Source organism: Fibrobacter sp. UWEL (genome assembly GCF_900142535.1).
Lineage (GTDB): Bacteria > Fibrobacterota > Fibrobacteria > Fibrobacterales > Fibrobacteraceae > Fibrobacter.
In genome coordinates, this window is sequence record NZ_FRBE01000002.1 from 203,356 (window position 1) to 228,941 (window position 25,586).

Sequence of the window (25,586 nt, forward strand, 5' to 3'; positions counted from 1 at the left end):
TATGAAGTTTGAAGATATCATGAAAGAAGTGAAGTTCGAAGTGGAAGTGGACGGCGTTAAGCTTGCTCCCGCTATCGTTCAGGATGCAGACAAGGGCGACGTTCTCATGATGGCATGGATGAACGAAGAAGCACTCCGCCGTACTCAGGAATGTGGCGAGATGGTTTTCTGGAGCCGTAGCCGCAAGGAATACTGGCACAAGGGCGACACCAGCGGTAACGTCATGACTGTTGTGGAATGGGCAACCGACTGCGATAGCGACGCCCTGTTGTTCAAGGTCCGCATGCAGGGGCCCCAGGTGGCTTGCCACACCGGAGCCCGCAGCTGCTTCTTCAAGATCTGCGAAAAATAGAACTAACGACTAGAAGTTCTTGCACTGACCGTCCCAATTTCCCTGAGCGCCAAGGATGGGGCCGTTAATGTACTTGCCGGAAGTTCCAACAAAATCTGCCTGACGGTCTTCGCCACCGATTTTCCAGCGAATCCAAGCAACGGTTGCACCGATACCGCTCCAGGAAGCGGAACCATGGCCCCAGCCGCCTTCACCGCCCTGAGGGCCACCCACCATCTGAATAAGGCATGCCTGAGCCTTCACGTTTTCGTTGTTATAATCCGCACGGGCATTATCTTTTTCGATACCCGCTTCGCCATAAATATTCACAGCAGACTTTTCAGCAGGAATCTGCCCCATGGCCACATGCTTCTTGTCGCCGCTGTTATTGAGGATTGCAGTTACAACGCGAGCATCCTTGATGGCAGCCTGTTCCGATTCGAGACCGCCCATGGAGTGCCCTGCGCAGGCTACATGTTCCAAGTCCATTTTCTGATAGAGTGGTCCGTTTGAATCCTCGTTCTTTTCTTCCAGCCAGTTAATGGCTGCGGTTGCATTTTCTCCAGTGCCCGGAGAAATGCTAAGCGCAATGACCACAAAGCCGTGGGAAGCCAGTCGGCGGATCATGCCGCCATACATGCCAGGAGCGGTATCGCCACCAGGTCCCCAGACGACTACGCCCAACTTTTCGCCAGCAGCCAAGTTCACATTCTTGGGGAAAGCAAGAATTCCTTGACCGTTATAGCCCGTATTTTCAATAAATTCTATTTCAACACCATCGCTTTCGTCGGCAGCTTGAGCCAGATAAATCTTTGATCTGGCAGCAACACTAGAACTAGAAATTTCTTCTGCGGAGCTGGATTCCGGAGTAATTGAACTTGAAGAAACTTCGGGAGCAACCACCTGACTTGAACTGGATTCCAAAACAATTGAACTTGAGGAAATTTCAGGAGCAACGACCTGGCTCGAGCTAGATTCTACCGGCATCACATCAGTAGCACTGCTAGAAGAAAGCACTTCTTCCGCAACCGAGGACAGGGAAATTTCCTGAGATGGATCAGGCGCGACATTGGAACCGGAGCTAGCGGAAACGCTATCATTACCGCAATTCATGAAAACTAGAGAACTTGCAACCAGCAAGCCTTTCAATATTTTTGACTTCATTGTATCCTCATGATTTCACTCCAATGACAATAAACTAAATTCGCGACCTATCCAAAAATCATAACGGGAACAAAAAGCATGGACAAAATGTCCATTATTAAGAAAGACAATCGTTCAGCCTGAACGGTCATTATACCAAAAACGCCGGGGATTGCTCCCCGGCGTCTTTTTGGGATGTGTGTAGAGAAGATCTCTAGAGAACCGCCTGTGAAGACAGGTGTTCAAATACAAAACCAAATATGTATGGGAACTTTTTAGCAGAAAGCTCTGAAGTTCTCCTTTTTTACCCAACAATCTAAAGATAGTAAAATCCTGTATACAGCGTACACAATTGTTAAAAAAAATTATGGATAAAAAGTCAATGATTCAAGATTTCAAATAAGAGCGATTGGATTATTGCTATATTCCGACTGTGAATTTAAGCAACGTCCTCCCCCACATTGCAAACGCCATAAAGCAACACCAATGGAGTTCTCTTCTATTGGCGGTTTCGGGAGGTTTGGACTCCATTTGCCTAGCACATTACTTTATCCAAAATAAGTCAACCCTAGGGATTGACCATCTTGCCATCGTCCACGTTCATCATGGTTTGCGGGAAGGTTCTGCCGACTTGGACGAAAAATCGGTCCGAGATTTCGCAGCAAAATACAAGGTTCGGTATTTGATGAAAAAGCTGGACGGAACCGCCCTGAAGGAAGCGGGTGGATCCCTGGAGGAAAACGCCCGAAACGCCCGCTATGACGCCCTGAAAGAATTTGCGAAACAATGTAAGGCCGACGCCATCGTGACGGCGCACCACGCAGGAGACCAAGCAGAAACGGTTTACTTGAGACTCCGTCGCGGTGTTGGCCTGGCGGGACTTCGAGGAATTCAATCCGTACGAAAATTTCAAAACGAGGGTGACGTGGAATTATTCCGCCCCTTCCTGAAGGTGACCCGCGGGGAGCTGAAGGATTATGCGGAAGCCAACGGCTTAAGTTGGCGAGAAGACGAAAGTAATTCAGACACCGCCTTCGCTCGCAATAAGATTCGTCACGAAAGCCTCCCCCATCTGGAAAGTTTGAATCCGGGAGCAGCCCAGCAGCTCTGTCGTGTAGCAAGCCTTGCGGAAAACGTTTACCGCAAGATCGTTTCAACAAATCACAAGCTTTTCGAGCCGGCGGAAATACCTCAAGAGCAATGGCCCTTTGAGGCAAAGCACGCCTGTTATCAAAAGGTCCTGGCCCTGAATTTGAACGTTCTCAAGTCAGTCTTTGAAAGCGGATCCCGAAACGAGTTCGGGACGACAACAAGGGATGTGTTCGGGATGACGGAATTGTTCCGTCTCTGGCTAGGAGAAAAGGGGTTCCGCATCCCCTTGAAGGAACAGGGAACATCCATTCCCTACCCGTTTTTACAAAGATTGCAGTGTAAGACAATTCTGATGGAAAAGTGCCGCAATATTCTATGGATTTGTGACGTTTCTACCAGTTCCTCCGGAAAAAATAATCCCGAGATTTTGTATTTTAACACCGATAAAATTTCTGGCCTGGACGGTCAATGGCGCTATCGCTCAAAAGGGGATACGCTATGGCCTCACGACGAGAAAATCAAGGCCCGCAAATTGGAACAGTGGCTCCGTGAACAGGGAATTCCCCAGTGGATGTACGACAGCCTCCCCCTCTTTGCCAGTGGATCCAGGATTTATTTCGTCGAAGGAATCCGACAAAAGCCAAAAGTTGACGAATTAAAGAGAACAAACGATAAAGGCTAAAAAAGCCTACCGTAAAAAAGGACACTATGAGTCAAATTCCGGGTAAACCCACGCCCCCGTATCGTAGCAAGAATTTCATTATTCTCATTGTTATGATCCTCCTTCTTTTTATCATGTTCCCGCTGGCCTCCAAGGACGACGGCGCAGACATGACGCGAACCGAGTTCCTAGCCATGATGGGAGATTCCACCAAGGTCATTACGGAACTGAGCCTGCAGAAAACTAAGGACGGCATCATCATCGAAGGTGCTCGTGAACTTACTGCAGAAGAATCTGCAGAAGCAAGCAAGGAAAAAGGTCTTTTCGCCAAGTTCTCCAGAGGGGCTAACGAAGGTTCCAGCGGCAAGCGTTTTAGAAGCCACATGCTGGAAATTACCAACGAGCAGATTTCCGGCTGGGAACATTACAAGAATGTGAAGGTGAAGGTCATTCACGAGGAAACCTCCTGGATGGATACCCTGGTGGCATTCCTGCCAGCAGTTCTCCTGATTGCATTCTTCTACATCATGATGCGCAACCAGATGGGCGGCGGCAGCAAGAGCCCCTTCGCCTTCGGCAAGAGCCAGGCAAAGCAGCTGGACCAGAAGAAGAAGACCTACTTCAAGGATGTGGCAGGTTGCGACGAAGCTAAGCAGGACCTGCAGGAACTGGTAGAATTTTTGAAGGATCCCAAGAAGTTTGACGCTCTTGGTGGTCGTATTCCCAAGGGTGCTTTGCTGGTAGGTCCTCCGGGTACCGGTAAAACCTTGCTGGCTCGTGCAGTGGCCGGCGAAGCAGGTGTACCCTTCTTTAGCATGAGCGGTTCCGACTTCGTAGAAATGTTCGTGGGTGTGGGCGCAAGCCGCGTCCGTGACTTGTTCGAAACCGGTAAGAAGAACGCCCCCTGTATTTTGTTCATTGACGAAATTGACGCCGTAGGTCGCCAGCGTGGCGCTGGTCTGGGAGGCGGTCACGATGAACGCGAACAGACTTTGAACCAGTTGCTGGTGGAAATGGACGGCTTTACTGCAAACGAAGGCGTAATCCTCATTGCAGCCACCAACCGTCCTGATGTTTTGGACAAGGCTTTGCTCCGCCCGGGTCGTTTCGACCGTCAAATTGTGGTGGGCTTGCCCGACCTGAAGGGCCGTGAAGAAATTCTCCGCGTCCACCTGAAGAAGCGCAAGGTACCTCTGGCAGATGACGTAGATGTTAAGGCTGTTGCAAAGGGCACTCCTGGTCTTGCTGGTGCAGACCTGGAAAACCTGGTGAACGAAGCCGCCTTGATGGCCGCCCGATTCAACAACAAGAAGGTGACCATGCTGGACTTCGAAGAAGCCCGCGACAAGCTTTCCATGGGCGCAGAACGCCGTACCTTACTCATGACCGACGAGGAAAAGCGCCACACCGCCTATCACGAAGCTGGCCACGCCCTCATGACCTTGCTGTGCAAGCATTCCGACCCGTTGCACAAGATTACCATCATTCCTCGTGGACGCGCCCTGGGCGTGACCATGAGTCTGCCGGAACGCGACCAAGTTTCCTACAGTCGTGAATATGCTGAAGAACGCATCATGATCATGATGTCTGGTCGTCTGGCTGAAATGATTTTCTTCAACCATCAGAGCACGGGTGCATCTAACGACATCCAGCGAGCAACGGAACTTGCCCGCAAGATGATTACGGAATGGGGTTTCGACGAAGAAATCGGTCCCGTATGCTACAGCCGTACCGATGGCGAAGTCTTCCTGGGCCGCGAAATCAGCAAGCCTAAGGAAATGTCCGAAATGATGGCAGAAAAGATTGACAATGCAGTCAACACTCTCATCAAGAATTTGGACAAGCGTGCTAAGGACTTGCTGGAAGAAAACCGCGAACAGCTGAAGACTTTGGCAGAAGCCCTCTTTGAATTCGAAGTTCTGGACCGCGAAGAAATTGACCGCGTTATGGCAGGCGAAAAGCTGGAAGGCACCAAGAAGAGCCGCCAATACAAGGCTATGGAAGAACTCGCCGCCAAGAAGGAAAAGGAAGACACCCCTCCTCCTGATCCGGGTAAGCAGCCGCCGGTTGCACCCGTACCCGACGCACCCGTCAGTGAAGTGAAGCCGGCACCTGCAGAAGGCAACCATACCGCTGATGCTAGTGTCGCTGCAGATACCTCCTCCGAAAGCGAAGCTCATTCCGAAGAACAGAACCCTCAGGCATAATCGAGATTTTAAAATGTTGAATCAGTTGCTATCCAAGTCACGCGCCCTGCCCTGGAAGATTGGCGACCAGGTGGAATCCTGCATTCCGACCCCGCTAATCATGGGCATCGTAAACGTTACTCCGGATAGTTTCTTTGACGGCGGTCAACACAACACCCTGGAGGCCGCCTACCAGCATTCCCTAAAGCTTCTGGACGAAGGCGCCCGCATTCTGGACATTGGCGGCGAAAGCAGTCGTCCCGGAAGCAAGCCCGTTCCCGTAGATGAAGAACTGGAACGCGTTTGCCCGCTGGTGGAACGCCTTGCCCCTCTGGCAAAGGAACGTGACTTTTACATTTCCATCGATACCGTAAAGTCCAAGGTAGCTCTGGAAACCATGAAGCTTGGCGCTCACATCATCAACGACATTAGCGCCTTGACCATGGATCCTAACATGGCTCAGACAGTAGCGGATACAGGGGCAGCCGTTGTGCTGAACCACATTCGCGGAAACTTCGGCACCATGCAGCAGGACTTCAAGCCCTACGAAAACGTGGTGAAGGAAGTTCACGACGAACTGATGGACCAGGTGCTGAAGCTCTTGGCTCTGGGCGTAGACCCTCAAAAGATTTGTCTTGATCCGGGTATTGGATTCGGAAAGACCCCGCAGGATAACGTGGACCTGATGAAATCCGTGGAAGATTTCCTGACGGATGGTTACCCCGTCCTGATCGGATCTTCCAGAAAGTCCTACATCGGCAAGATGAAGGGGCTTGAAAATAGCGACCGCCTGATTCCTACCGTGACCGCAGGCATTGTTGCAGCCCTTGGTGGCGCAAGCTGCATTCGCGTTCACGACGTGAAGGAAGCAAAAGAATCTATGCTTTATCTGGAGGCCATGAGTAATGGTTCTATTTAAGCTATTCGATATTATTGACGTCCGTATGGCAGACATCCTGGATGTGCTGCTGGTCTCCATCATCGTCTACTACATCTTCTTGCTGTTCCGAGGAACTCGTGCTGCACAGATGTTGTTCGGCGGCCTGTTACTGATCCTCGTGTGGTTCATTGCCCAATGGTGGGAACTGCATACCATCGCCTGGATTATCAGCAACCTTGCAACCCTAGGTATTGTAGCCATCGTGATTTTGTTCCAGCCGGAAATTCGAAGTGCACTGACTCGAATTGGCCAGGCAGCCAGTAAGCTGGATTTCAAGACCATCTTCTTCCATTCCAGCGGTCTGGACGAAATCACCAAGACCATTACCGTTGCCGTACAGGATTTGGCAAAGACAAAGACTGGTGCATTGATCGTTCTTGAAAAGCGAGTGGGCCTGAAGAACTATGCCGACACCGGTGAAATTCTCAACGCAGAAATCAGCTCCAGACTTCTCCGCGCCTTGTTCTTCCCCAACTCCGCCCTTCATGACGGCGCAGTCATTGTCAACAGCAAGCGCATTGTTGCTGCAGGCTGTATCTTGCCTATGCCTACCGGCAACGCCGAAAAGGAAGCGGGTTATGGTATGCGCCACCGCGCAGCAAAGGCCTTGGCCGCAGAATGTGATGCGCTTGTGATTGTTGTTTCCGAAGAAACCGGTTTCATCTCTATCGCCTATCGAAACACTCTGAGACGCAATATTAGCGTTCAGGAATTGAAGCACGAAATTATCCGTCACTGGGGTGAACTGTTCAACGATGTCCGTGATCAAAAGACCGACGGTGCAGCAGAACAGGCAGAATAAAAAACACAGAACTTTGTATTCGAGAAGACTATGGATCAACAGAATAATCAGCAGAACGCAAACCAGCAGAACAAGAAGTCTAACAAGACTCGCAATACCATCATCCTGTTGGTAATGTTCCTTTTGCTGGTGGCCCTCTTTGTAGTGCAGTGCCATCTGGATGACGTAAAGCAGGAAGCTATCGCCAAGGCTCAGGAAACAGAACTGGAAGCACAGCGCCGCCATAAGTTGGACAGCATCCTCCAGGCAGAAAAACTTCGTGCCGACAGTCTCCGCGCAGCCCAGGTCGTTGACTCCGCCAAGGCAGATACCGTCCCCGCCGTTGACACCACTCCGGCAGCACCGAAGCCCGTCATCAACCGCGACAGCATCCGTCACGTCCGTGATAGCATCAAGCATGTAAACGACAGCATTGCCGCAGTCAACAAGGCCATCGCCGACAGCATCGCCGCAGCAGAAAAGGCTCAGGCCGAAGAAGCCGAAAAACAGCGCATTCAGGATAGCATCCGCAACTCCGACAAGGTTCCGCCGGTTGCCGAAATCGCACCTCCCGCAGGTCGTTACTACGATCCCATCAAGCTGAAGGTGAAATGCGACGAAATCAAGTGCAAGACATTCCTCTCCATCGGTGACACCTTGAATCCGGTGGAAGCAGGCAAGGCCATGGAATACAACAAGACCGGTTCCGTATTCTACTACGCCGTGGACTCCGTGGGTAACCGCACCGCCTGGGAAGAAGCGAAGTACGACATGGCCAGCGACAACATTTGCGGCAAGAACGCCTACCCCGTTCCCGTGGGCGGCAAGACCGTTTGTGTGGACGCCTACGAATATCCCAACAAGGCTGACGAAAAGCCCCGTGACATGGTATCCCAGGAAGAAGCCGCAGCCCTCTGTGTCAAGGAAGGCAAGCACCTGTGCTCCATTGACGAATGGCAAGCAGCCTGCCGCGGTAAGGACAACACCAAATACTCTTACGGCGATGCCTATCGCCAGAACAAGTGCAACACCAACACCACCGCAGCCAAGCGCGCAGGCCGCAAGGAACAGTGCCGTAGCTGGTGGGGCATGTACGATATGAACGGAAATCTCTGGGAATGGACATCCACCACCAGCAAGGATCACCCCAATATGTACCTGGTGGCTGGCGGTGCCTGGAACACCAATAACGGAAGCAAGTGTACCGAAAGCAAGTTCAGCTTCTACCCCCAGAACCAGTATCCCAGCGTGGGCTTCCGCTGCTGTAAGTAAGGTTTAATCCTTCGGGATAAACTGATCCAGCAGTTCAACATGGAGGTGTTCCGCCTCCCCCTTTTCCCAGATGACTTTACAACGGTTGCCGATTTTATCGGCAACCATTTCTGTTAAGCGTTTACGATTATTCAAAGGAAGGTCCACAATACGGAAATCAAAGGCCGCATTCATATAATGCTTGGATGTTCGAAGATGTCCCGGAAAATCATTTCCACTGGTAATGACAGGCGTGTAATCATCCCCCGCCACCAGATGAAAGGCATGAACAATTTCCAGTCCAATAGTATCCATGACGGCAGGCATACTTTCCAAATACACGCCCTGTTTCTGGCGGGTCCGCTTTAGCAGCAGACGATGAACCTCATCATTATTAAAGGGCCGCAGATTCAAGTGACGCATGTATTCTTCGGCAGACCAGGTATCTTCCGTATATTTAGGTTCGTATTTAGGGATAGCGCGCTTATTTTCCTGAATGAACTGGTATACAAAGTATACCGCCACCACCGACAAAACAGGAAGAAGAAGGAAAATATGCCTATACAGAAATTTCATTTTACAAAAGGGTTGTATTTTCTGAAGGCAAAAATACTATTTTTAAAACCATGAAAAAGATTATCCTGTTCTCTGCACTTTCTATTCTCGCAGCAGCATTCACTGCTTGCGGCGACAAGTCCTCCACCAACTTCATCGGTTACTGGCAGGAAAGCGAATCCAACATTGTGTTTGAAGTCCTCCAGAACGATCAGAACTTCATCATCCGTAACCAGAATGGCGACCTTTTCGCTCAGGTCACCAGCGACAGAAAGCTTTGCGGCAAGAACACCCTGAATATGGATTACTGCATGACCGTCAAGGGCGACTCCGCTTACTACGAATTCAGCGGTATCGTTACCGGTTACAAGCGTATCGACCAGGCAACCTACGAAAAGATTTTCGCAACCCTTCCCAAGGCAACCTTCACCGCTCCGGTTGAAGAAGCTCCCGCAGAAGACGCCGCAAACTAATTTAGAGCCTTCGTAAGCATGGGGATCACATCCAGCTTACGACTCAATCTGCGATTGACAAATATCATGCCAGGGCATTTGGATTTTCCAAATGCCTTTTCTGCTATCGAGAGGGTTTGGGCAGAATCAGTCCCGTAGTAGACCATGCAGGTCTTTTCCTCATAGCCAACCCTACAGAAAATCATCTGGTTGCCAGTTTCCCTCATAATAGAGGGCATTACCCGCAACATTCGTTCTGCAAATTGATTGATGGTAGCAGAATCCTTCCAGTCCAGACTTCCTAGGCGGAACTTAGCCCCACCCATGACGTAATCCTTTGCGTCTGAATTAAAGATTTCCTCGTCCGACATGGAGCTGAAATCGTGAGCGGCCACCACCATTCCCTTATAAATTTCATTGACCTTGCTACGGGCGGCAGAGATGTCCATATTCCAGGCGTTTGCGAGAATCTGGAGCAGTTCTTCGTAAATCTGGCGGTCCACATCCGTCGTGGTCACCTTTATCAAATTCAACGTATCGGAAAGAATACCTGCAAAGAGAATCTTGGCCACATCAGCCGTAATTTCTACCCCCAGCTCCTTATAGCTGGTGTAGACGATACTACAAGTGGATCCCACTGGCATATATTTTGCGAACAAGAGCTTGGATTCCGCAATGTCACCGATTCCGTGATGGTCGATTACCTGAAGAATTCGAGCATTTCGGGCACCGTCCACCGCCTGGGCATAATCACTATGATCCATCAAGATCAAACGAACCGGATCCGCAGCGGTTTCTATGGACAAAAGCGTCTCGGGCAGGTCTATCCCAAAGGCCTTGGCCGCAAAAACAGTCTCGTTATTGGCCTTCCCCGCCATTCGGGCAAGGGTCTTGTGGCCCAGCGCATCCATCAGGTAGGCATAAGCCAAAGCAGACATAACAGAATCCCCATCGGGAGTCTTGTGTCCAATGACAACAGCGGGCGCATCACCCCAACCTAGAGAGTCAATTGCTTTACGATATAAATTCATAGTTCTTAACGGTTAATGTAAAAAATAAAATAAGATGAAAGATTGCGTTGACAAATTGTAAATGGAAAGATTCGCAAAACCATTTGAAACAAAAAACTCATTTTTTACTTTTAAATTAGGATGGGTGTACACATGAAAGAAATCAAATTTACAATCCTGGCAGCGTTCAGCCTTGCTTTTTGGGCATGCGAGCAGTCCGCCTCCGATTCTCCTGTTGACGAAAACGAATCCAACGCCACCTTGAATTGCTATACCGAAAGCCTGGAGGATAGCACCGGCATCAAGATCATCTGTAACGGAGACTCCATCGGCGTCTTAATGAACGGCACCGACGGTAAAGACGGCAAGGATGGGTCTGATGGTAAGGATGGCGAGGACGGATCCGACGGAAAGGACGGCGAGAATGGTAAAAACGGTGAGGATGGAATCGACGGCTACACCCCCACGGTAACCACCTCCAACGTCGAGCCCTCCAAGGAACATCCCAATGGGGGCATCCAGATTGTCGTTACATACAAGGATGCAGAAGGTATTCTTAAGGGGGACACCTCCTATGTATGGAACGGGACAGATGTTGTGCCAGTTTCTTCGTCCAGCGAAAGTATTCCTGTCATAGAATCTTCTTCCAGCAGTAGCGAACTGATCCCGGAATCCTCTTCCAGTAGCGACGAACCCGTTTTAGAGGTTTCTTCCAGCAGTGATGTTCCCGTTCTGGAAATCTCATCCAGTAGTGAAGAACCCGTTGTTCTGGAATCATCTTCCAGCAGTGTTGAACCGGTGTTGGAAATCTCAAGTTCCAGCGAAGAAGTGGAGGAACCGATTTCATCTTCCAGCGAAGAACTGAGCGAGCAATGCTTGACTATCAGGAACACCATTGACAAGTTCAACTATCTCGATGACGTTCTCCCCTGTATTCGCAGCAACGAAAAAGTCGCCTACATCATTAGGCATGCAGAAAGAAACAAAAGCGATACCGGGCACGAAGGCGTACTGAACGACAATGGACGCACTCAGGCAAGAGATATAGGTTCTCGGTTAAAGAATCTTGACTATGTCGGTAACATTTACTTCATGCACACCAACGTGTATAGGACCATGGAAACCGCCATGCTTATCGCAGAAGGCAAGGGCCAGGAATACTCCGAAACCCAAATTCCCTACGTTTACGACACTGGCGTTGACCATGAAATAAACATGGACCTGACCGATGGTTATATCATTAAGGACAAAGAAAAGTTTGACGCCTGCAAAAGTCCGCAAGGCTGGGGCTGGAGCGCCTATTCCAAGGCCGCTTACGAAGAAGATGACAATGAAGCCTGTAAAGAAGTTTTCTACGATGTGGACGATCGCCTCAACGAACTGGTCAGCACCCACTTCACCTACGAGAAAATGCACGATATTACTATCGCCATCTCTCACGACCAGCTTCTTGTACCTTTTGTAGCTTCCGTTAGCCAAAGGCAGATTGACTTAAGGTTCCATCTGCACGAAAACGACTTTGATTACTGGATTAACTACCTCACAGGAATTGCCATCATCGTCAACGAAAATGACGAAGTGACCATGATACCCGTCACCGCGTTAAATGACGGATTCCTGAGAACCTATCCGGACACCTAAACCAAAAACGTTGTTTTTCCAAGAAAAAACAACAACGCTTTATTCATCAACCTTATTCTCAAAAGAGAGAAAAAAGATATTTTTCCCTTCATGAGGAATAAGAGGAAACATTGTATAGCCATACTGGCGGTTATGCCTGTTTTGGCATTTTTTATGTTGACATTGTCCGCTTGCAAAGGACATACTGGCATTACTGATCCCAACGGGGATGATGATCCACAAGCAGTTTTAGACACGACCCATTACCGTCCCTGGGATAAGTACAGTTCCGCAAGGCAGAGTTCCAGTAGCATAGAATCATCCAGTAGCTCGATTCCAAAATCGTCCAGTTCCTCTGCGGTCCTTTCATCCAGTTCAGCTAAGACTCGTTCGTCCAGTTCAGCTAAGATAAGTTCATCCAGTTCTCAAGAAAACTGGGATCAGCAATCCTCCAGTTCCAAACAGAACCAGCAGTGGAATCCTTGGGGTAATTGGAACCAGTCATCTTCCAGTTCCTCATCAAAACAGAGCAATTCTGGCAGCAAGATTGCAGAACTGAATGGCGATACCGATTGCCAGGTCATTCGAAGCACCACCGACAAGTTCAGCAGGCTTCAAGACATCCTCCCCTGCGTCAAGTCAGACGAAAAGGTGGCATTCATTATTCGACATGCCGCACGTAACAAGAGTGCCTCCGGCGACCAGGCGGGTCTCAATGACGAAGGACGCAAGCAATCTAAAGCCTTTGGCGAAGAACTGAAAGACATTGGCGATATCTACTTCATGAATACCAAAGTATACCGCACCATGGAAACAGTCCTGAAGATTGTAGAAGGAAAGGAACAGGCCTTCTCGGAAACCAACGTTCCCTTCCAGAGCAAAGAAGCCGATGACCACCTGGAAACCAGCGATATAGAAGACACCTACCTCGTTACCGACGATAGAAAACTTCAAAACTGCAGAAATACGCTCCAGTCCAAATACAACTGGAGTTGGGGCTGGTCCCCTTACTCCTACATCGCTTACGAAGAAAAGCCCGTTCCCGAATGCAAGGAAGCATTCTACGACATTGACGAACGTATGGCAGAACTGATGGAAACGCACTTTACCTACAACAAGATGCACCCCATTACCATGGCAATTTCCCATGACAAGTTTTTGGTGCCCCTGGTTATTGCAGCAAGCGATCGGCAAATCAACCTGCAGTTCCACCAGCACGAAAACGATTTCAACTACTGGATCAACTACCTGACAGGAATCGCCATTATTGTGGATGCATCCAACAACAGAGTCATCCTACCAACGACAGCGTTAAGCGATCCCATCCTCAGAGTTTTCCCCGATAATTAACGCAACGAAAAAACGGCCGGCAAAACCGGTCGTTTTTCTTTTGAAATTTCTTTCAAGTACGCAGGAACTGCGCGAATTTCTTACAGAAGATGTGCGCGGAGTTCTTCGCCGCTCTGTTCGCTCAAGTATGCAGGAGGAACATCGAGCACAGTGAAGCAACCGGTCTTGCCTTCAGCCTTCATGCGGAGAGCTGCGCGGGCAAATGCGATCACGGCAGCGGTAGTGAATTCCGGATTGGAGTCCAGCTTGAGGCTGTATTCGATCACATGAGTGTGTTCGTTGTTCATGCCAGTCTTGCCGGTACGAATCACGAAACCGCCGTGAGCGAGACCGCTGTGGTTTGCATTGAATTCTTCTTCGCTGATGAAGTTTACGGTAGTGTCGTATTCATCGAAGTAGTTCTTCATGGTCTTGATTTCGTTTTCGACGTAGGCTGCATCTGCGCCTTCTTCAAGAACCACGTAGCAGAGGCGGGTGTGCTTCTGACGGGTAGTCAGTTCAGGCATAGAACCGCTGCGGACAGCTTCCAGAGCTTCCGGAACCGGGCAGGTGTACTGCTTAGCATTCTTAACACCCTTGATGCGGCGAACAGCGTCGGAGTGCCCCTGAGAAACGCCCTTGCCCCAGAAGGTGTAGTCCTTGCCATCAGGGAGGATTGCGTTTGCATAGACGCGGTTCAGGGAGAACATACCCGGATCCCAACCGACGGAGATCATGGCGATCTTGCCAGCAGCCTTAGCAGCGGCGTCAACGTTGGCGAAGTGAGTGGGGATGTTTGCGTGAGTGTCGAAAGTATCGATGACATTGAACTTTGCGGCCATTTCCGGAGTCATCTTCGGAAGGTCGGTAGCGCTACCGCCGCAGATCACCAGCATGTCGATCTTGTCAGCCCACTTTTCAATTTCAGAAACGTTGAGAACGGGAATGTTCGGGGTCTGAATCTTAACAGTAGCGGGATCACGACGGGTGAATACTGCAACAAGTTCCATGTCCTTGGTCTTCTTGACTGCGCATTCGATGCCGCGGCCCAAGTTACCATAACCGAGAATAGCGATTTTTGCCATAATAAAGTCCTTATAGAGGCTTTTTTGTTATAAATTTTTGCAGTTGAAAAATAACAAAGAGTGAAAAACAAAACTACAAGTTTTTTGTCAATTTTTAGAGAGAAAAGGGCATTTTAGGGCCATTTCTTTACGTTTTATGTAAAAAACGCCATTTTTACACTTTTTGTTTTACACTTTTCGTAAATGAAATTTTTTGACAATAATTTTAATCCATTAAACAACGAACTGAATAACCCAGGTTTTTGGGATCCGCATCACCTGTAGTGTAGTCATACCCATAAACAAGTTCTTCGTAGCTAGCATTCGTTTTCGACCATTCATCAGCCATCCAGAAATGAGCATCATACCCAAGCCGAGAATAAAAAACAGAGTTAACATGTCTGTAACCCGACGGATAGACGGAAAAGCCATATGCATTTGTTCCATTGCCATCCGTTCCATTGCTATTGTTGTGCCAATCACTGGTCGTCCGAAGCATTTTACCAGCTGTCAGATACCCACCAACAGAACTATGCAGGGCATACCACTCTTCAGAACTAGGCAAGTGCCACCCTTCAGGGCAAACCCCGCGAACGATTCCGTTAGGATTACATTCCACACCGAATCCACAACCGCGTCCTGATTCGCTGAATACTGCAGCGCTATCCATCGCCGCGCTCCACAAATACAAGCGACCATATTTAGCACAGTTATCAAGCTCATCATCGTAGCAGAAACTAGAAGAATCCCATTCAGCAGTTGGCACAACATAAGCATAATTCAGGTTTTCCGCCATCCATACCTGATCACCTATTTTTACACTTTTATAGACTTGACCATCTCGTTCATCCGTAAATTCTTCATATTCAATATCAGTATTAAGGTAAGACCAAACAAACTTATCTACGGAAGAAGAACTGCTTGAAGAGGATAGCTGATTCTGAGACGAGCTCAGACTGACATTTACGCTGCTGCTGGAAGATGAGCTGCTACTAGATTCCTCGACTCCGGCAGAGCCTACGCTCGGAATGACACTTGAGGAGGAGCCGAGAATGACACTTTCGCTGAAGGAGGAACCATCGCTCGAGATGACACTTGAGGAGGAACCGTCGTCCTTTGCGTCGGTTGGTGAGCCAGTCGAACTATCGTCGCCACATGCAATAAACCCAACGACAAGAGCCATTACAGCCAAATTCTTGAACATATTCATATTTGTTCTCCTAACAACCAAAATTTGATAATTACTTCACGCCAGTGCTGCCGAAGCCGCCGCGGTCCTTATCGGACAGGAAGCCTTCTTCGAATTCCAGCTTGGGCTGGATTTCCATGATGCGGAACTGGGCGATGCGGGAGCCTTTTTCGATGGTCACGTCTTCGGTGGCATAGACCGGCATTTTCCACCAGTCGTTCGCGCCGCAGTAGCTGGAATCTACAACCCCAACAGAATTGGTCTGCAGGATCTTGAAGTTCTTGAAAGTGGAGCTGCGGGGAGCCAGGTGAGCCTCATAACCTTCCGGCAGCTTCATAGCAACTCCCAAGTGAATCAGGCGGAATTCGCCTTTCTTCAGAGTAACGGTTTCCGCAGCGCTAAGGTCGATCCAGTCAGACTTGCCGCCCACATATTCCAGGCGAGGAATAGTGTCGTCGAGGTATTGAATAACAATCTTCATTCTTTCTCCTAGATCCTTCGACTCCGCGCTTCGCGCTTCGCTCAGGATGACATTCTATCGTATTTCGCGCTTCGCTCAGGATGACATTCTAATTAATCCGCGTTACCTTCGGCAGCGTCCTTCGCAGTTGCAGCGGCCTTAGCCTTAGCAGCGCGGTCTTCGGCCTGTTCCAAACGGGCGGGTTTTCCAGCAACGTTACGGAGCAAGCCGAACAATGCAGAAAGTTCGTTGCGAGTGGGGTGCAGTCTCTGGAGCAGAGTATTCAAGAAGTTATCGCGCCAAGCCTGATCATGGTACTGGCCAGTCAAATAGCGATCCAAGAACTTTTTGAAGCCGTTAATCTGATCAATGGTGGCAGGCTGAGTTTCGCAGGCGCCCTTGGAGCCACGCTTGGCACGGCCTTCACCGTTTGCAAGAGCACCGGAGCGGCACAGTTCATACAAAGAAATAGAGACAGCCTGACCCAGGTTCAAGCTCATAAGGCCAGGTACCGGAATTTCGCACTGGTAAGTGCAAGCATTCACTTCTTCAAGAGCGAGGCCGCAAGATTCACGACCGAACACCAAGGCAATAGTTCCATCTTCGGGAAGCATGCCGGACAAGTCGGGCACCATGCAATGCTTGATGGCGCTACCGAAAATGCGACGGCTGAAAGCTACTGCGCAGGAGCAGTCACCGATAGCATCCTGGAAGGTATGAACGATGGTGGCCTTATCCAAAATATCGTGGCTATTGGCAGCAGTATGGTAGGAATTCTCAATTACCTTGTTACGCTTGGGGTAAACAATGTACAGTTCATCCAAGGCATAGCAATGCATGGCACGGGCAACAAAGCCCACGTTGTGAGGATGTTCCGGTTCTACTAGGACTACTCTAAACTTACGCATCTTAAATTCCTTCAATTCTAAACATTCTAGATCCTTCGACTACGAACCCAAGGTTCTTCGCTCAGAGCCTGCCCTGAGCCTGTCGAAGGGATGACGTCAGACTAAATATTCCACACGAATCCAGGGCCGCGGATTTCGTTTTCCACCACTTCACCCTCGCCCACTTCGGCACCGGCAAACACGATGGAACGTTTTGCGGCGTCCACCGTCAGCGCGGCACTACTCCAGCGGTCCACACCAAGTTCTTTAAGGCGGGCAGCGGTTGCATTCCACAAGCCTTCCGGAGAGCCCATGTCAATCCAGGTGGCATTCATCTGGCTCATGTCCACAAAGGGCGGGCGGCCAGCGGCAATTTCCTGTTTCCAGAATTCACGGATATCGAATTCTCCGTCTGCGATGCGAGCAAGAGCCTCGTCGCTGTAATAGGAAACTCCAGAGAATGTAGCAGCAGCACCTTCCTCAGATCCAAAACGACCAGCAACCCCCACCAGACGGCCTTCTGCATTCACGCGGAAGGTGTTTACCTTAGGAAAGTCAACGGCCAGCAAGGCCACACCCGGCGAACAGTCCCCACCCGCGGCAAACACGCGATTAGCGTTTTCCACAAACTTTTTCAAGTCAAAACCGCAGTAGGCATCTCCGTTCATAATGAGCAAGCCACCGCGGTAACCTTCCCGATAAATACGCTTTAACGGTCCAGCCGTTCCTAAAATCTCAGGATATTCCACCCAGACCTTTTCAAAGCCCAGGCGTTCACCTTCTGTCACAATCTGGTCGGCCAAATAGTGGGCATTGGCATGCAAACGAACATCGCCAATAGAACGAGCCTTAAGAGCCTGCTGCTCCAGAATACTCTTGTCCACAACAGGCACGAGAGGTTTAGGCACATCGCTAGTCAAGGGGCGGAGACGGGTTCCCAGGCCTGCCGCCAGGATAAGAACGTTCAACTCATCTGAATCACAGGATTTCATGCTCCAAAAATAGTATATTAAAGCACCGAGAAAAACTAGTAGGCTTAACCCATGGCATTGAATCAATTCAAGAACGAAACCGTAGACGTACTCAAGGACTTTTCCTCCAAGCAGGCCATCCGCGAGAACAGTAAGAAGATGCACCCCCTGCGTGTATTCGCCATGGTGTTCATCATCTTTACCCTGGTATTGAATATCGCCGCCACCGCATTTACAGTGGTCAATGGCTGGACCAGCGGCCACGATTACGACTTCGGAAAGGGCTTAGAACACATTAGCGCCACCTTCAATTACGAAGCCATTCTCATTACCCTGGCAGCTCTAGCTTTCTCCCTGATTTACCTGATTCGGGCCTACAAGTGCAAGGGCTATACCTGGATTCCGGCACTGTTCATTCCCATAGTGGCATTCGCCTCCCTGTTCTACACCACCCAGCACTTATCCTGGTACGGCATGGGTGCGGACGTTGCCAAGGGCTGTGCCAACTTCTCCGCCATTCTCTCCCTCCCCACCATCTTCCTGGAACTTTCCGTTACCGGACAATCCCAGAAAGCGGGGGGAGCGATTCAGAATTTCTTTATCAACCTGAAAAAAGATGACATTCACATTTTGCGAATCGTAGGCATCGGCCTTGCCATTCTCGCCTTGCTGGTGCAACAAGTGGGTCTGCTATTCATCGCTGTAGAAGACTCGCTGGAAGCAATTCCCCTGGAATCTTCCATTCTATTCTTTACCGCAGCCATCCTGGCTTTGATCGTATACGTGGTCTTAATCAAGAAACGATATAAGTTCGCTGTAATCTGCCCCATCGCCTTTGTGACCTTGAACATTTTCGTTGCCACGGCAGATTTTAGAAATGCAGTTCTAGTGATTAGCAGCAGTTTCCTAATTCTAGAAATCATCACCATGATTCTTACCCGTCAGAAAAAAGAACAGTAAGTGAGACTAAAACATTTTGATGCAAAGAAGGACCCCGAAGGGTCCTCCTTTTTTGTAGCAGTATATCCGATATATTCAAGTTCTTATTTGCTATAGAAGCGGACAAAGAGCATTGCACCTCCATTTGACATGGTCTCACCATCTCCAACTCCCACGGTGGTTGCGAAAAGCTTAGCACCCACTAAAGCACCTTTGTCCTTTCCTATTTCATAACCGAAGGACAAAGCCATACCCAGGCCGTTTCCATCCGAAAGGCTGACTTCGTCAAAATCAACCCTGTTGGCAGTCCAGGCATATCCCAAAGAACCAGACAGCTGCCAATGTTCTCCAGGATAGAAGATCAAGCTAGGTCCAACAAAGAAGGAGTTAAACATCATATAGTCATCCCCATCCACGTAGACATTTGCCAGTCCGTCAAATTCACCTGCGAGTACAAATTTCTGTCCCAGATGCCCACCAATACGAACACCATATTCGATAGCGCCGTTGGTGCAATTGGAACCGCATTCATCGGTCACGTCAAAATTATCGGATAATACAGCTCCATTTCCCGAGCCTGCGCCAAAATCAATGTAGGCGGCGAAAGCATAGAAGTTGATTGCCATAATCAAGAGAATTATCTTTTTCATTTTAAACTCCTTTTAAAAGTTTTTTTGATGTTTTCTCTTTCGATGGCCACAAGGTAGACATTCCTGAAGAGGGATTCAAATACATTATTCGTATGGCATTTATCACGCAAAATGATAGATTATTATTTAAATCATAATTTTAGAGAATATTTTGTTTTTTACCGAGTCAAAATGACACTGAAATTCTTGTTAAAAAATAAAACTACTGCACATTCGTACACTTTTTATTATATTTGACGTATGAACGAACTGTACCCCACCGCCCTCAAGAAGCTGAAAGAGTATTTCGGGTTTAGCGATTTCCGCCCGAAACAGAAGGAAGTAATCCTCCAGATTCTAGACCAAAAGGATACCCTGGCGCTAATGCCTACAGGGGGCGGCAAGTCCATATGCTACCAGATTCCAGCGCTTGTATTTGACGGGTGCGCCGTGGTGGTTTCGCCCCTGATCGCCTTGATGAAAGATCAGGTGGATTCCCTGAAGGAAAACGGAATCCCGGCGGCGGCATTGAACAGCGGTTTATCCTCAGAGGAAGCGGCAGAAATCCGTAGGGCATTTTGCGAAGGGAAACTGAAACTGCTCTACATCTCTCCGGAACGTTTGACTTTCGAAATGGACCATCTTTTGCCTCAGGGTTGCATCTCCATGTTCGCTATTGACGAGGCCCACTGTATTTCCCAGTGGGGTCACGATTTCCGCCCGGAATACACCCAGCTGTTTAAACTGAGGGAGAAATTTCCCAGCGTACCCATGCTAGCCCTGACGGCAACTGCGGACGCCATTACCCGCGAAGACATCCTGAAGCAGCTTTCCATACCTGCAGAAAACCTGATCCAGGACAGCTTCGACCGCAAGAACCTATCCCTGACAGTCAAATGCAACTACACGAAAAAGAGCAAGCTGGGCGAAATAACGGACTTCATCCGAGATCGCCGTAAGGAAGCGGGCATTATTTACTGTCTCTCCCGAAAGTCCACGGAGACGGTAGCGGAAGAGTTGTCCAAAGTGGGTATCCATGCGGAAGCTTATCACGCCGGCATGAGCCCCGAGGATCGAGCCCGCGTTCAGGACAATTTCCTGTTTGACCGCACCCGAGTCATCTGCGCCACCATTGCGTTTGGCATGGGAATCGACAAAAGCAATATTCGTTACGTGATTCACTATAACACCCCGAAAAATATGGAGGGTTACTACCAGGAAATCGGGCGTGCAGGTCGCGATGGCTTGCCGGCGGACACCCTTATGTTTTATTCCGACGGGGACGTGGTACAGCTGGCAAAATTCGCCAAGGAGTGTCCCGACGCCGCCCAACGAAACCTCCAGCTAGAAAAGTTGAATCGCATCCAGCATTACGCCACCAGTCTCATCTGCAGGAGGCGAATCCTTCTGGGGTATTTCGGCGAGATTATGGAAAGCGATTGCGGAAACTGCGATGTCTGCAGGCACCCGCCCCGACGATTCGACGGAACCATCCTGGCGCAAAAGGCGTTGAGCGCCATCGCCCGAACCCACGAGACGGAAAACGCCGCCATGATCATTGACATCCTGCGGGGTTCCAACCGTTTCGAAATCATCACTAAAAAATACGACCAGCTGAAAACCTTTGGTGTGGGGATTACCACCCCTGCCGAGAAATGGAAATCCTACATCCAGCAAATGATTCACCTGGGTTGCCTCACCATGAGCTATACGGACCAGAAGACCTTGCGTATTACAGATTTCGGAAGGCAAGTCCTTTTCGGCGAAAAGAAGATTGAACTGGCCCAAGTCTTAGACGAAATGGTGGCCCCCAAGGAAAGACGCAGTCTGGATCGTCGCGGATTACAAAAGACGTCTAGCGAACCCACCCACGTTCGTCTGAGCGCCAAGGAGGAACTGGAAGGCAGCGACGCCACCCTCTTCGAAGCCCTCCGAATACACCGCCGGAATCTGGCGGACCACGCGGGAGTGCCGCCCTATGTAATCTTCAGCGACAAGGTGCTGCTGGAAATTGTCCACAGGCGTCCCACCTGCCTTACAGAACTTGCGGAAGTGCCCGGCATCGGCCAGATGAAGCTCAGTAAATACGGCAAGGAATTTCTGGACGTGATTAACGAAAATTAAAACATTTCTATTTTAGGGAACATGAAGAAGCGTTATATAGTCCTGATTGTCCTAGGGGCACTTATCGCCCTGCTGATTACCGCCATCAAGGTGGCACCCTCCATCGCCCGAAACTATATCGAAGGGCACGCCCAGGAACTGATAGGTCGCGACATCAAGGTTGCCGACATCAGCTTCAGCCTTACTTCCTTTACCCTGTCCATCGACTCTCTCATGGTTTATGAACAGGACGGCAAGACGCCTTTTGTAGGCTTTGACGCCTTCAGGATCAACCTGGATCCCACACGCCTCCTGGCCAAGGAAATCAACGTCAGCGAAATCTACCTGAGAGGTCTTTACGCCCAGGTGATTCAGAACGGGGACCAGTTCAACTTCACAGATATTCTGCAGAAGCTCGCTGCGGCAGACACCAGCGCCCAGGACTCCGCCGCTCAAGATTCCACCGCTATCGAAGCTGTTCCCGCTCAGGACTCCGTCGTGGCCCAGGGTGATTCCGCCAAGACGGACACCTTGAACATCAGCAATAGCGTCTCTCAGGCACTGCACGGTCTAAACCTTGCCATTGATAACATTACCATCGAAAAGAGCAACATCATCTATAAGGACCAGAAGGTGGGTTCCAAGTTCAAGCTGGTGGACTTCTCCCTGCTGATTCCCGCCATCTATTTCAGCAACAAGGATACGGACATTGGCCTTACCCTGAAGTTTGCCGATGGCGGCGACCTGGATGTGAAACTGCTCTTCAATATGGAAACCTCCAACTTCAACGTGATTGTGGGCCTCCACAACTTCAGTCTGGCGGTAGCAAATCCCTACCTGAAGGATTTCCTGACCTATAAGGACTTCGGCGGCATGCTGGATGTAGATCTGGATGTGGCCGGTAACGTGAACGCCCCCATCGCTTCCGACGTGAAGGGAACCGTTTCCTTAAGCGATATCGTGCTTACGGAAACCTCCGGCAAGACCATTAGCCTGAACAAGATTAACGTAGGCGTCGCCAAGGCAAATATCAACGACATGGACATTAAGGTGGATTCTGTCGTAGTAGACGGTGTCAACGCACACTTCGACATGTTCAAGAAGGGCAACAACTTTGCCACCCTGCTCAAGAGCAATTCCAACGCCACCTTCGAAAGCGATTCCGCCAGCGCCGCTGTGGACATGACCGACTCCATCACCGTGGCAGACGCCCCCGTGGACACCTCTGCAGCAGCCCAGGCAGCAGCTAAAGCCGCCGCTAAGGAAGAAGCTAAGGAAGAAGCCAAGAAGGAAGCCAAGGAACCCGCAAAGCCCCTGAAATTTGTGCTGAACAAGTTGCTGGTCAAGAACACCAACTTTACTGCCAACGACATGACCCTGAAGAAGCCCTTCAGCTTTACCGTCAGCAACATTACCGTCACCGGCAACAACATTAACTTCAACACCCCCTGCGCCGTGAACGTAGGAGCAAACTTCCCCGATGGCGGCAGCTTGAGCGTCAAGTACAAGGGCGCCCTCTCCGACATGAGCACCATGGACGCCTACGTCAGCGTCAAGAACCTGGCCCTGAAGCATTTCACCCCCTATAGCCACCACTTTACGGGCTATCCCATCAGCGCAGGCACCCTGGCCTTTGCCAGCGACAACAAAATCAACAAGTACGATCTGGACAGCAAGAACACCATCGACATCTACAACATCAACGTCGGCGACAAGGATCCCAATACGGATCCGGAATTCACCGTCCCCATGAAGATTGGCCTGTACATCTTAAAGGATAAGGACGACAAGATCCAATTCGATATCCCCGTGAAGGGTAACCTCCAGGATCCGGAATTTTCCTACGGAAAGATCATCTGGAAGACCGTCATGAACCTGCTGATCAAGGTGGCCGTGTCTCCCCTGAAGTTGGTAGGCAACCTGGCGAACTCCGGTGCAGGCGCTCTTGGCATTAACACTGGCAAGAACGACGAAGTCCTTATTGATCCCATGAACGTCAGCTTCGAAAGTGAACAGTTCGAGAAGGCCGGCAAGATGGTCCAGGCAGTCACTGCCGACCCGAAATTGAAGATGGTATTCGTCCAGAGCTTCAACATGAAGAAGACTGTGGACGCCTTCCGCACCCGCAAGCTGAAGACGGAATACTACAAGGCAAAGAACAACAAGACCGCCCTGAACGAACTGGATGAACGCGAAATCATCGCCATCGACGATAAGGACAGCCTGTTCACCGCCTACGCCAAGGAACATTCCAAGGACCTGAACCGTTCCGCTCTGGAAAAGGAAATCTTCGCCATGGCCGACAAGCGCAACCAGGAAATGCTGAAGGTTCTCCAGCAGCAGAAGGGTGTTACCAAGAAGAACCTGCAGGTCATTACCGCTCCCCGCAAGGACCTGGTGAACTACAGAGGCAAGCCGGCCTACAAGGTCCAGCTGGACGTTCAATAACGAAAGCCAGCCCGCACCTGCAGGCCATCTCAAACATTACCTTTTAAACGAAAGAAGGCTCCCCAAAGGGGAGCCGTTCTTACTTGCATTCAGCACCAGCGGGGCCAAAAGCCAAGCCGAAACGAAAGACTATTCGTGAATAATGACGTTATCCAATTTCTTGTCGGAAATCTTAATGCCGTCCCAGACCACCACATCCTGCAGGGAGCTGTTCTCGATAATGCAGCCGTCGCCAATAGAGACATTGGGACCAATCTTGCAATTGGAGAGCTGCACGTCCTTACCGATGTAGCAGGGAGCGATAATTTCGCAGCCTTCAAAGCTAGCTTCGGCAGAGTTGTCGTTACGATTCAGCACGATGGCGTTGGTTTCCAGCAAGGTCTCGGCAAGGCCGCAATCCAGCCACTTGGTCACAGGAGCGGTACGGAACTTGCAACCCTTCTGGATCATCATCTCGAGGGCGTCGGTCAGCTGGAATTCGTTCTTGGTACGGATGTTATTATCCATGAGGTACTTCAGGGATTCCTTCAGGACCTTGGTATCCTTGATGTAGTAGATGCCCACGATAGCTTCGTCGGAAACGAATTCCTGAGGCTTTTCCACCAGGCGTTCAATGCGGCCGGTAGAGTCGGTAACTGCCACTCCGAAACGGCGGGGATCTTCCACCTTGTAAGTGTAGAGGATATTGTCCTGAGCATTTTCCAGAACGGTAAGGTCCGCTTCGAAAAGGGTATCGCCCAAAATAATCAGGAGCGGTTCGCCGTCTTCCACATACGGGAGAGCCAGGCTAATAGCTTCACCCAAGCCCTGAGGATTGGACTGCACCACCGTGCGGGTCTTGCCCCAGTCCTTGCGAGTTTCCAAAAAGTCGTCTACAACTTCTGCCTTATAACCCGTAATGAACACGGTTTCGGAAGGCTTCAGGAACAAGGAATCTTCGACGATCCAATCCAAAATTGTCTTTCCGGCAACAGGAAGCAAGCACTTGGGAACATTCTCCGTATAAGGACGGAGGCGCAATCCGTTACCGGCAACAGGCAAAACAATCTTCATCTAGAACAACCAGTCTGTTAAAAAATTTACTCTAATGTTATAAAAAGATAGGATTTTCTTACGTTTTTTTCAACCACTTTGCTGAACGAGTGACCTGATATTTTATCCGACTCCTCGCCGTTAAAAATCCTTTAACTAGGTCCGCGGGAACGGTAAGCCAGTATTTTATAACGTACAAAAAAATCTTTCGAGAAAACGCAAAAAGACCTCTCTTTCGAGAGGTCTTTTAGTGGATGATGCAGGGGTCGAACCTGCGACCCGCTGATTAAGAGTCAGCTGCTCTACCAACTGAGCTAATCATCCATTGTTGGTAACGATCGCAAAAATAAAAGTCGAAGTTTCAAAGTTCGTTCTCTTTCGAGTCGCTTATCTTTGTCTGTCGCTTTTACGCTCCCTTTCGAGAGCTTAGTGGATGATGCAGGGGTCGAACCTGCGACCCGCTGATTAAGAGTCAGCTGCTCTACCAACTGAGCTAATCATCCATTGTCGCTT

The 25,586-nt window shown here is 49.8% G+C and carries 22 protein-coding genes and 2 tRNA genes; 12 read left to right on the forward strand and 12 right to left on the reverse strand.

Going from position 1 to position 25,586, the window contains the following annotated elements; all coding sequences use genetic code 11:
- The first annotated feature begins 1 nt into the window (after nucleotide 1).
- On the forward strand, nucleotides 2-352 hold the full coding sequence (gene hisI / locus BUB59_RS02290; protein WP_073225240.1) for a phosphoribosyl-AMP cyclohydrolase: 351 nt from the start codon (nucleotides 2-4) through the stop codon (nucleotides 350-352).
- Between the two features lie 9 nt (nucleotides 353-361).
- On the opposite strand, the gene BUB59_RS02295 is transcribed toward hisI, so the two are convergent.
- Nucleotides 362-1,495: a poly(ethylene terephthalate) hydrolase family protein gene (locus BUB59_RS02295; protein ID WP_073225242.1), complete on the reverse strand. Its 1,134-nt coding sequence runs from the start codon at nucleotides 1,493-1,495 to the stop codon at nucleotides 362-364.
- Nucleotides 1,496-1,907: 412 nt separating this feature from the next.
- On the opposite strand from BUB59_RS02295, the gene tilS reads away from it, so the two are divergent.
- From tilS to BUB59_RS02320, 5 genes are read left to right on the forward strand one after another with little or no spacing between them, the layout of a single operon-like run.
- Complete coding sequence (gene tilS, locus BUB59_RS02300; RefSeq protein WP_159433312.1) at nucleotides 1,908-3,248, forward strand: tRNA lysidine(34) synthetase TilS; 1,341 nt, start codon at nucleotides 1,908-1,910, stop codon at nucleotides 3,246-3,248.
- A 26-nt stretch (nucleotides 3,249-3,274) separates the two neighbouring features.
- Nucleotides 3,275-5,434 (forward strand): ATP-dependent zinc metalloprotease FtsH, encoded by a 2,160-nt coding sequence (gene ftsH, locus BUB59_RS02305; protein ID WP_083540132.1) that lies wholly within the window; start codon nucleotides 3,275-3,277, stop codon nucleotides 5,432-5,434.
- A gap of 13 nt (nucleotides 5,435-5,447) precedes the next feature.
- Nucleotides 5,448-6,332 (forward strand): dihydropteroate synthase, encoded by an 885-nt coding sequence (folP, locus tag BUB59_RS02310; protein ID WP_073225246.1) that lies wholly within the window; start codon nucleotides 5,448-5,450, stop codon nucleotides 6,330-6,332.
- Nucleotides 6,319-7,155, forward strand: a complete 837-nt coding sequence (gene cdaA, locus BUB59_RS02315) for a diadenylate cyclase CdaA (protein ID WP_073225248.1) — start codon at nucleotides 6,319-6,321, stop codon at nucleotides 7,153-7,155. Before folP ends, cdaA begins: the two co-directional genes overlap by 14 nt.
- A 30-nt stretch (nucleotides 7,156-7,185) precedes the next feature.
- Nucleotides 7,186-8,406 (forward strand): formylglycine-generating enzyme family protein, encoded by a 1,221-nt coding sequence (locus BUB59_RS02320; RefSeq protein WP_073225250.1) that lies wholly within the window; start codon nucleotides 7,186-7,188, stop codon nucleotides 8,404-8,406.
- 3 nt (nucleotides 8,407-8,409) lie between these two features.
- Here the strand turns inward: BUB59_RS02320 and BUB59_RS02325 are convergent, their stop codons facing one another.
- Nucleotides 8,410-8,961, reverse strand: coding sequence for a hypothetical protein (locus BUB59_RS02325; RefSeq protein WP_073225252.1), 552 nt, complete (start codon nucleotides 8,959-8,961; stop codon nucleotides 8,410-8,412).
- A 50-nt stretch (nucleotides 8,962-9,011) separates the two neighbouring features.
- Here BUB59_RS02325 and BUB59_RS02330 point away from each other — a divergent pair, with 50 nt between their 5' ends.
- On the forward strand, nucleotides 9,012-9,413 hold the full coding sequence (locus BUB59_RS02330) for a hypothetical protein (RefSeq protein WP_073225253.1): 402 nt from the start codon (nucleotides 9,012-9,014) through the stop codon (nucleotides 9,411-9,413).
- Here the strand turns inward: BUB59_RS02330 and BUB59_RS02335 are convergent.
- On the reverse strand, nucleotides 9,410-10,423 hold the full coding sequence (locus BUB59_RS02335) for a DHH family phosphoesterase (protein WP_073225255.1): 1,014 nt from the start codon (nucleotides 10,421-10,423) through the stop codon (nucleotides 9,410-9,412). The two genes, BUB59_RS02330 and BUB59_RS02335, sit on opposite strands and share 4 nt — an antisense overlap.
- A gap of 132 nt (nucleotides 10,424-10,555) precedes the next feature.
- On the opposite strand from BUB59_RS02335, the gene BUB59_RS02340 reads away from it, so the two are divergent.
- A complete protein-coding gene (locus BUB59_RS02340) occupies nucleotides 10,556-12,043 on the forward strand; it encodes a histidine phosphatase family protein (RefSeq protein WP_143160187.1) in 1,488 nt (495 codons plus the stop codon).
- 153 nt (nucleotides 12,044-12,196) lie between these two features.
- Nucleotides 12,197-13,372: a hypothetical protein gene (locus BUB59_RS15460; protein ID WP_234979900.1), complete on the forward strand. Its 1,176-nt coding sequence runs from the start codon at nucleotides 12,197-12,199 to the stop codon at nucleotides 13,370-13,372.
- Between the two features lie 80 nt (nucleotides 13,373-13,452).
- Here the strand turns inward: BUB59_RS15460 and BUB59_RS02355 are convergent, their stop codons facing one another.
- The 5 genes from BUB59_RS02355 to BUB59_RS02375 form a co-directional block, all read right to left on the reverse strand.
- Nucleotides 13,453-14,436 (reverse strand): diaminopimelate dehydrogenase, encoded by a 984-nt coding sequence (locus tag BUB59_RS02355; RefSeq protein WP_073160427.1) that lies wholly within the window; start codon nucleotides 14,434-14,436, stop codon nucleotides 13,453-13,455.
- A 205-nt stretch (nucleotides 14,437-14,641) separates the two neighbouring features.
- The gene (locus tag BUB59_RS02360; protein WP_073225263.1) at nucleotides 14,642-15,625 is read right to left on the reverse strand and encodes a fibrobacter succinogenes major paralogous domain-containing protein; all 984 of its coding nucleotides are present in this window, start codon (nucleotides 15,623-15,625) and stop codon (nucleotides 14,642-14,644) included.
- A 31-nt stretch (nucleotides 15,626-15,656) separates the two neighbouring features.
- On the reverse strand, nucleotides 15,657-16,085 hold the full coding sequence (locus BUB59_RS02365; RefSeq protein ID WP_073225265.1) for a dUTP diphosphatase: 429 nt from the start codon (nucleotides 16,083-16,085) through the stop codon (nucleotides 15,657-15,659).
- A 92-nt stretch (nucleotides 16,086-16,177) separates the two neighbouring features.
- Nucleotides 16,178-16,972, reverse strand: coding sequence for an RNA methyltransferase (locus BUB59_RS02370; protein WP_073225412.1), 795 nt, complete (start codon nucleotides 16,970-16,972; stop codon nucleotides 16,178-16,180).
- Between the two features lie 101 nt (nucleotides 16,973-17,073).
- Entirely contained in the window at nucleotides 17,074-17,943 is an 870-nt protein-coding gene (locus BUB59_RS02375) for a sugar phosphate nucleotidyltransferase (RefSeq protein WP_073225267.1), read from the reverse strand.
- Between the two features lie 51 nt (nucleotides 17,944-17,994).
- Here BUB59_RS02375 and BUB59_RS02380 point away from each other — a divergent pair, with 51 nt between their 5' ends.
- Complete coding sequence (locus BUB59_RS02380) at nucleotides 17,995-18,882, forward strand: hypothetical protein (RefSeq protein WP_073225269.1); 888 nt, start codon at nucleotides 17,995-17,997, stop codon at nucleotides 18,880-18,882.
- Between the two features lie 83 nt (nucleotides 18,883-18,965).
- On the opposite strand, the gene BUB59_RS02385 is transcribed toward BUB59_RS02380, so the two are convergent.
- Entirely contained in the window at nucleotides 18,966-19,511 is a 546-nt protein-coding gene (locus BUB59_RS02385) for a hypothetical protein (RefSeq protein ID WP_073225271.1), read from the reverse strand.
- 240 nt (nucleotides 19,512-19,751) lie between these two features.
- On the opposite strand from BUB59_RS02385, the gene recQ reads away from it, so the two are divergent.
- Both recQ and BUB59_RS02395 read left to right on the forward strand, forming a co-directional pair.
- Nucleotides 19,752-21,614 carry a DNA helicase RecQ gene (recQ, locus tag BUB59_RS02390; protein WP_073225273.1) on the forward strand — a complete coding sequence of 621 codons (1,863 nt, stop codon included), beginning with the start codon at nucleotides 19,752-19,754 and terminating at the stop codon, nucleotides 21,612-21,614.
- Between the two features lie 21 nt (nucleotides 21,615-21,635).
- Nucleotides 21,636-24,041 carry a DUF748 domain-containing protein gene (locus BUB59_RS02395; RefSeq protein WP_073225275.1) on the forward strand — a complete coding sequence of 802 codons (2,406 nt, stop codon included), beginning with the start codon at nucleotides 21,636-21,638 and terminating at the stop codon, nucleotides 24,039-24,041.
- Between the two features lie 129 nt (nucleotides 24,042-24,170).
- On the opposite strand, the gene BUB59_RS02400 is transcribed toward BUB59_RS02395, so the two are convergent.
- The 3 genes from BUB59_RS02400 to BUB59_RS02410 all read right to left on the reverse strand — a co-directional run bounded on the left by BUB59_RS02400 (nucleotide 24,171) and on the right by BUB59_RS02410 (nucleotide 25,576).
- The gene (locus BUB59_RS02400) at nucleotides 24,171-25,094 is read right to left on the reverse strand and encodes a sugar nucleotidyltransferase (protein ID WP_073225277.1); all 924 of its coding nucleotides are present in this window, start codon (nucleotides 25,092-25,094) and stop codon (nucleotides 24,171-24,173) included.
- Between the two features lie 230 nt (nucleotides 25,095-25,324).
- Nucleotides 25,325-25,397: transfer RNA gene (locus tag BUB59_RS02405), tRNA-Lys, on the reverse strand.
- Nucleotides 25,398-25,503: 106 nt separating this feature from the next.
- Nucleotides 25,504-25,576: transfer RNA gene (locus tag BUB59_RS02410), tRNA-Lys, on the reverse strand.
- Nucleotides 25,577-25,586 lie beyond the last annotated feature (10 nt).

Bases quoted from the DNA above. Each gene is read 5' to 3' on its own strand.
- BUB59_RS02330 (WP_073225253.1), top strand. From the start codon at position 9,012: ATGAAAAAGATTATCCTGTTCTCTGCACTTTCTATTCTCGCAGCAGCA.
- recQ (WP_073225273.1), top strand. From the start codon at position 19,752: ATGAACGAACTGTACCCCACCGCCCTCAAGAAGCTGAAAGAGTATTTC.
- BUB59_RS02355 (WP_073160427.1), bottom strand. From the start codon at position 14,436: ATGGCAAAAATCGCTATTCTCGGTTATGGTAACTTGGGCCGCGGCATC.
- BUB59_RS02360 (WP_073225263.1), bottom strand. From the start codon at position 15,625: ATGAATATGTTCAAGAATTTGGCTGTAATGGCTCTTGTCGTTGGGTTT.
- BUB59_RS02385 (WP_073225271.1), bottom strand. From the start codon at position 19,511: ATGAAAAAGATAATTCTCTTGATTATGGCAATCAACTTCTATGCTTTC.
- BUB59_RS02395 (WP_073225275.1), top strand. From the start codon at position 21,636: ATGAAGAAGCGTTATATAGTCCTGATTGTCCTAGGGGCACTTATCGCC.
- BUB59_RS02380 (WP_073225269.1), top strand. From the start codon at position 17,995: ATGGCATTGAATCAATTCAAGAACGAAACCGTAGACGTACTCAAGGAC.
- cdaA (WP_073225248.1), top strand. From the start codon at position 6,319: ATGGTTCTATTTAAGCTATTCGATATTATTGACGTCCGTATGGCAGAC.
- folP (WP_073225246.1), top strand. From the start codon at position 5,448: ATGTTGAATCAGTTGCTATCCAAGTCACGCGCCCTGCCCTGGAAGATT.
- BUB59_RS02320 (WP_073225250.1), top strand. From the start codon at position 7,186: ATGGATCAACAGAATAATCAGCAGAACGCAAACCAGCAGAACAAGAAG.
- hisI (WP_073225240.1), top strand. From the start codon at position 2: ATGAAGTTTGAAGATATCATGAAAGAAGTGAAGTTCGAAGTGGAAGTG.
- BUB59_RS02295 (WP_073225242.1), bottom strand. From the start codon at position 1,495: ATGAAGTCAAAAATATTGAAAGGCTTGCTGGTTGCAAGTTCTCTAGTT.
- ftsH (WP_083540132.1), top strand. From the start codon at position 3,275: ATGAGTCAAATTCCGGGTAAACCCACGCCCCCGTATCGTAGCAAGAAT.
- BUB59_RS02325 (WP_073225252.1), bottom strand. From the start codon at position 8,961: ATGAAATTTCTGTATAGGCATATTTTCCTTCTTCTTCCTGTTTTGTCG.
- BUB59_RS02370 (WP_073225412.1), bottom strand. From the start codon at position 16,972: ATGCGTAAGTTTAGAGTAGTCCTAGTAGAACCGGAACATCCTCACAAC.
- BUB59_RS02340 (WP_143160187.1), top strand. From the start codon at position 10,556: ATGAAAGAAATCAAATTTACAATCCTGGCAGCGTTCAGCCTTGCTTTT.
- BUB59_RS02335 (WP_073225255.1), bottom strand. From the start codon at position 10,423: ATGAATTTATATCGTAAAGCAATTGACTCTCTAGGTTGGGGTGATGCG.
- BUB59_RS02365 (WP_073225265.1), bottom strand. From the start codon at position 16,085: ATGAAGATTGTTATTCAATACCTCGACGACACTATTCCTCGCCTGGAA.
- BUB59_RS02400 (WP_073225277.1), bottom strand. From the start codon at position 25,094: ATGAAGATTGTTTTGCCTGTTGCCGGTAACGGATTGCGCCTCCGTCCT.
- BUB59_RS15460 (WP_234979900.1), top strand. From the start codon at position 12,197: ATGTTGACATTGTCCGCTTGCAAAGGACATACTGGCATTACTGATCCC.
- BUB59_RS02375 (WP_073225267.1), bottom strand. From the start codon at position 17,943: ATGAAATCCTGTGATTCAGATGAGTTGAACGTTCTTATCCTGGCGGCA.